This is a genomic window from Rhizobium sp. RSm-3, assembly GCF_001854685.1.
Taxonomy (GTDB): Bacteria; Pseudomonadota; Alphaproteobacteria; order Rhizobiales; family Rhizobiaceae; genus Rhizobium; species Rhizobium ecuadorense.
This window is the reverse complement of record NZ_MAWZ01000047.1, coordinates 1-3,632: the sequence shown is the minus strand read 5'-3', so window position 1 is coordinate 3,632 and position 3,632 is coordinate 1. Positions and strand designations below refer to the sequence as shown.

At 60.1% G+C, this 3,632-nt stretch carries 2 protein-coding genes and 2 pseudogenes; 3 read left to right on the top strand and 1 reads right to left on the bottom strand.

The window, feature by feature from the left end; all coding sequences use genetic code 11:
• Together BBJ66_RS35515 and BBJ66_RS27105 are read left to right on the top strand one after the other, a co-directional pair.
• Window positions 1-361: pseudogene (locus tag BBJ66_RS35515) on the top strand (hypothetical protein); the annotation flags it as partial.
• On the top strand, window positions 358-1,878 hold the full coding sequence (locus tag BBJ66_RS27105) for a hypothetical protein (protein WP_225882927.1): 1,521 nt from the start codon (window positions 358-360) through the stop codon (window positions 1,876-1,878). The pseudogene BBJ66_RS35515 and the gene BBJ66_RS27105, both read left to right, overlap by 4 nt.
• A gap of 208 nt (window positions 1,879-2,086) precedes the next feature.
• On the opposite strand, the gene BBJ66_RS35510 is transcribed toward BBJ66_RS27105, so the two are convergent.
• On the bottom strand, window positions 2,087-2,377 hold the full coding sequence (locus BBJ66_RS35510) for a hypothetical protein (RefSeq protein ID WP_004672580.1): 291 nt from the start codon (window positions 2,375-2,377) through the stop codon (window positions 2,087-2,089).
• Between the two features lie 25 nt (window positions 2,378-2,402).
• Here BBJ66_RS35510 and BBJ66_RS27100 point away from each other — a divergent pair.
• Window positions 2,403-3,632 (top strand): annotated as a pseudogene (locus BBJ66_RS27100) (hypothetical protein); the annotation flags it as partial.

The following is a 3,632-nucleotide window of genomic DNA, read 5'->3' as shown; positions in this document are numbered from 1 at the left end:
CGGCAAGGGCATTGCCGCCAACGGCTCAGACGGCGGGCGCTTCTTCGCCGGCAGCGGCGGCGACGCCTGGATCGCCGAGCGCATGTTCGCCACCAAGGACAATGGCTGGAGCAAGACCATCCAAAGTCTCGATCTGCCCTATATCGACAGCGACTATCTGACATCCAGCCTCAAGAAGATGGACCTTGTCATGTCGGGCTCGGATGCCATCGAGCCGGTCGTGGAGCGCCCGATCGACGAGAACGACATCCTGGAAAGCAAGGTGCTGCGCGGCTACGCTCCGTCGACCGCCTATGAGCCGACGCTGAAGAAGCTCGACGAACTCAAATACGGCATTCTCGGCGACGCCGTGAAGACGTGAACCGGGATTTCGTCGCGCCCGACAACATGGACCACCTCGACCAGCTGACGCCGGAACAGAAGGCGACGCTGCTCTACGATCTCATCGAGATCAAACAGCAGTTCAATGGCTATATGAACCAGTATGGCGACAGCGTGCCCGATGGCGAGCGCGTCGGCAAGGACCTCGATGCGCGGATCGAAAAGCTGACGGCCGATCCGGCGACGCAGCAGCATCTCTCGGATATCTTCGCGAGCGGCATGAAGGAATATCTGCAGCGACCGGAGAATTCCGATCTGCTCACCAACATCGAGGACGCCTATCTGATCGACATCGGAGGAGGCAAGGCGATCGACCGGGCGCTGAGCGCCGGCAAGAGCTTCGAAGATGCCCTGAAGGATTATTATTCCGAACTCAACACCCTCGTCGATCTCCTGCCCCAGGATTATATCGATGCGCATCTCGACGCCGCGAACGTCACCTTCGCCAATATCGTCAAGGAACATTATATCGGCGACGGCCAGGGTGTCGATCTCGAGCCGCTGCTGTCGGGGCCGGATGACACCTTCGAGCCCGGGGCGACGAATGACGCCATCAGCCAGTTGGCAACTACGTTCGCCGAGGATTTCATCAGCAAAAACGGCCCGGCCGATGGCGGCGAAACGCTGAAACAGAACCTGGCGCAGGATATAGCGCGCGACGTCGACGGCGTTCTGCGGATGGTGCGCGGCGGTATGAAGCTCGACGATGCGCTCGCCTCCTTCAAGGATTCGCTCGATCTGCCGCGCCAGACCCGGACACCTGCCGGCATCGATGCCGAGGTGTACAAGGCCGGTCTGGTGCACGCCGTGCAGATGCTGACGATGTCGAGCGTGCTGGTGGCGCGCGGCCTCGGCGCCGGCGGCAAGTGGACGCCGGCCGATATCGCCGCCGCGGTCGGCTCGGCGACGCAGATCGTCGGCATGACGATGGAAGGTCTCGGCAAGAACCTCGACGTTGCCGGCAAACCGTTCAGCGCCTTCGGCAATCAGCCTGGCAGCTGGGGCAAGGGGATCTCGATGAACTTCTCGCCGAAGACGATTGAAGCGGCAGGCAAGATCCTCGGCGCGGCCGGCGGCCTCGCCATGGCCGGCCTCGGCTTCTATTCGGCGTCGCGGTCGATGAAGGCCGGCGACCGCGCCAAGGGCGCGCTCGAAATAATCGGCGGCATTGCCGGTACCGGCAACGCGCTGATCGGTTTCTCCGAGGCGATGCTTTATCTGACCAATGCCATGTCCCGTGCCTTTTCCGGACTCGCAACGGTGGCGCCGGAAGTCGTGACCATCTTCAGCAGCGCCGCCAAAACCGGCCTTGCCGCGGCCGGACTGGTCACCGGCCTCGTTGCCTCGGCCGTCGGGCTGGCGCTTGGTCTGTGGGATATGGCCAATGGCGTGAAGAAGCTCGACAAAATGGAAAAGCAGCTGAACGAGAAGCTTGAACGCTACACCGGCGAGTCCGTGCATCTCGAATTTGGGCCAGACCCGTCATTCATCTGGTAGAGGCAGAGGGGCGGCAACGATGACCGCCACAGCCTGGGAAATACCCTGCGACCCCTCGGTAAAAATGTGATTTTTGATCTCCAGGCGCGAGGCCGCTGCATTTTATGCAACCGCGATGTCGCGATCGGGCTTGAATTATCACGCAAAGGTCGATCTTATGCCTAACGTAAGGTAAACGACGTCATCCGCGAAAAGCGGAAAAAGAAAATCAAAGGGAACGCATGTCATCGATCGCACCAGCATCTTCGGATATCGATACGGTTTCATTTCTCCGGCTAAACGCCAATTCCGATCCAAAGTCCGAAAATTCCACGAGCCAGGGCAAAACCACGAGCACCACGGTCAAGAAGGCATCGCCTTTTGCCTCTGACGGGACCACGACGGCAGCCCTGACGATTTTCTCCTCTATATCGGCGCAGACGAGCAGTCCGAAGTTCGTTTCGCTGGCCGCCACGTCGAATGGCACGTCCCGCCCTACCGCGCCGATCCAGCCGGTCATCGATCTCCTGTTCAATTCCGATTTCATGAGCGAGATCAATCAGGGCTTCATGGAAGGGCTGAAGGACAAGGACAAATCCTTCGAGAGCATCGACGTCGTCAAAAACCCTCACAATTACACTGCCGAGCAGAAACTGATCATGTATCTCGATCTGCTTCAGACCAAGGCGACCTTCGGCCAATACAAGGACAGCCTCGGCGACAACCAGCGCGGCATCTACAACGACCAGGAGATCCTGAAGGATCTCGACAAGTCGATCGCCATCCTGGGCTCGGACCCCGACGTCAACTCGCTGATGACGGAGAAGGCGCTGAAGGCCTTCAAGCTGATCTTCTCCGGTTATCGCGTGGCGCCGCCCGATACGAACAAGGACGCTTCCGAGATCATCAACGACACGATAACGCGTGACGAGAAGATGAAGGACCTGCGTACGAAGGTCGAGGATGCCTTTGAGCGCGACATCGTCAATGGCGGCCTGCTGAATGACGGTCTCAAATCCGGCAAGGACGTCACCACCATTCTCAAGGAATATAATGCCGCCCTCGGCTTCTATTCCATGGTGCTTCCCGACGATTTCGTAAAGCAGCGCTCGGCGATTGCCGACAAGACCTATGCCGAATTCTTCGACAAGAACGTGCTGCCGACGATCTCCGATCCGACGACGGCGCTCGATGGCCTGATCCGCATGGGACTGGCCGGCAACAAGACCGAGCGGGAACTGAAGGGGCTCGGCTCCATCCTGCCGGTTGTGGATTTCGACCAGTCGCTCGGGCTCGGCGGGAGCCTGTTCCCCGATCTCAAGATCGACCTCGACGGTTTGAAAAAGGTTGCCGCTTCCGAATTCGGCAGCACCGTTCCCAACAATATCACCCACCTGTTCAACCCGACCATCCAGGCGATGGCCAACCAGTTTTACGGGTCAGACAGCCCCGAGGTGCGCGATCAGTTCAAGGCCGACGTCAAGGCGCTTCTCGGTCCGCTGCTCGACAAGGTAGGCGCCGGAGAAATCGGCATCGGCGATCTCGCCGGCAATCTGGAGCGCCTGACGTCGCGCCTGAGCGCACCCGGCGGCAAGGAGGTCTTGGGCTACCGCCATGCGGTGCAGACCGCGCTGGAAGGGCTCGTCATGGGCGCCAGCCTGGTCTCGAAGTTGCCGGCCAATGCCGAGTGGGACAAGAGCGTCTCGCCGCTGCCCTCCAGCAATCTCGCCAGCTATTCGTTCAACGACGTCATGGCGGCGATCATGATCGGCACC